1 pseudogene is annotated in these 349 nt (G+C 60.2%); it reads right to left on the bottom strand.

The annotated features are described in order from the left end of the window. A pseudogene (locus tag SB756_RS28665) lies at positions 1-349 on the bottom strand (hypothetical protein); the annotation flags it as partial.

The raw sequence follows: 349 nt of genomic DNA, 5'->3' as shown, positions 1-349 counted from the left end.
GTTCATGTACGAGTGCTGCTGGGCCAGGCCGAACTCTGAAGCCATGCCTGAGCCGGTACCGCCGCCGGCGCTGAAGATCGAGAAATACAGGCGCGACTGGTTGGCCTTGATGCCGCAGGAGTCGATCAAGTACGAGTGAATCATCTTCCAGTCGGGGCTGGAGAAACGCTGGGTGTCTTTGTTGAGGATGATCTTGGCCAGGTACTGGCCCAGGATGGGCGCGTTACCGGCGCCACCGGCGTGGACTTCCGAGAGGTCCATGATCTTCATCTTGCTGTAATCGCGGATGAAGCCGCTTTTCTCGCCCTTGCGCGAGAAGCGGATGCGCCCGGCGATGTCCTTGTCCAGG

The sequence above is a fragment of the Pseudomonas sp. SIMBA_068 genome (assembly GCF_046534705.1).
Classification (GTDB): domain Bacteria; phylum Pseudomonadota; class Gammaproteobacteria; order Pseudomonadales; family Pseudomonadaceae; genus Aquipseudomonas; species Aquipseudomonas putida.
This window is presented reverse-complemented; position numbering and strand designations above follow the sequence as displayed.